Genomic DNA, 223 nt, shown 5'->3' with positions numbered 1-223 from the left:
CATAGGTTGTTTTCAGGAGGGGCAGTCATCGATAGGGATAGCACCGGCTTCGGTCGAGGGAGAGCCCAAAGTGCTCTCCGAGCTTGCGAATGGCTTCCCCGTGGTCCGGGTCGGGATCCCTGTTCTCAGGTCCGACAACGATGATCTTGAAGGATGGGTCGTTGCGTCCGCGCGGCGGAAGCATGGCTGTTGCAAGCCCATTGCCCTCCGCATCGCGCAAGGT

1 pseudogene is annotated in these 223 nt (G+C 60.5%); it reads right to left on the bottom strand.

What is annotated here, in order from left to right:
* Positions 1 to 25: 25 nt before the first annotated feature.
* Positions 26 to 223 (bottom strand): annotated as a pseudogene (locus E4K09_RS29885) (hypothetical protein); the annotation flags it as partial.

Source organism: Microvirga pakistanensis, from assembly GCF_004458765.1.
Lineage (GTDB): Bacteria > Pseudomonadota > Alphaproteobacteria > Rhizobiales > Beijerinckiaceae > Microvirga > Microvirga pakistanensis.
The sequence above is the reverse complement of the archived record's forward strand: the minus strand, read 5'-3'. Positions and strand labels throughout refer to the sequence as shown.